The sequence below is a fragment of the Halorubrum tibetense genome, from assembly GCF_042661865.1.
GTDB classification, from domain to species: Archaea; Halobacteriota; Halobacteria; order Halobacteriales; family Haloferacaceae; genus Halorubrum; species Halorubrum tibetense.
The window spans coordinates 1-713 of record NZ_JBHSWW010000583.1 but is presented as its reverse complement, the minus strand read 5'-3'; the positions used below and the strand labels follow the sequence as shown (position 1 = coordinate 713).

The 713-nt window shown below is 73.2% G+C and carries 1 protein-coding gene and 1 pseudogene; both read left to right on the top strand.

Annotation, left to right across the window (positions count from 1 at the left end):
• Window positions 1–521 (top strand): substrate-binding domain-containing protein (locus tag ACFQEU_RS17110; RefSeq protein ID WP_379784103.1); only part of this gene is annotated, 521 nt, incomplete at its 5' end.
• A pseudogene (locus tag ACFQEU_RS17105) lies at window positions 518–713 on the top strand (sulfate ABC transporter permease); the annotation flags it as partial. The gene ACFQEU_RS17110 and the pseudogene ACFQEU_RS17105, both read left to right, overlap by 4 nt.

Genomic DNA, 713 nt, shown 5'->3' with positions numbered 1-713 from the left:
CTCGCGACGCCGACCCCGGGGAGATCGCGATCGGGGACCCGGACCTCGACCCGCTCGGCTACCGCGCCGTCCAGGCGTTCGAGCTCGCCGAGCACGAGCACGACCTCGACGGCTTCCGGGACGCGATGCTCGACCGGGTGTACCGGGAACCGGACGAACCCCAGCTGCTGGCGGGGGTTGAAGCCGGCTCCCGCGCCGCGGCCGTCGTCTACCGCAACATGGCCGTGGACCACGACGTCCCCTTCCGGACGTTCCCCGCCGCGTACAGCTTCGCCGACCCCGGGCTGGCCGACCAGTACGCCACGGTCACCTACACCACCGACGAGGAGGGATACACCGCCAGGGGCCGCCCCGTCTTGTACAACGCGACGGTCATCGACCGCGCCGACGCTCCGGAGGCGGGGCATCGACTCGTCCGGTTCCTCGCCGACTCCCCGGACCTGCTGCGTGACGCGGGACTCACCGTGAGCAACGAGCTGCCGCGAGCGAACGGCTCGGTCCCCCCGCCGGTCGAGCGATGACGGACGCGACCCGATCGGACGGCGGCCACGTCGCCTCCCCGCGCGAACACTGGGTGGACCGGTCCGGGCTGTGGCTACCGACGCTGTTCGGCGGGCTGCTGCTCGCCTACTTCCTCCTCCCGTTCGTCGCGTTCCTCGCGCGGACCGGCACTGCGGACGTCCTCGCCGCGCTGTCGACGCCCGCGGCCCGCG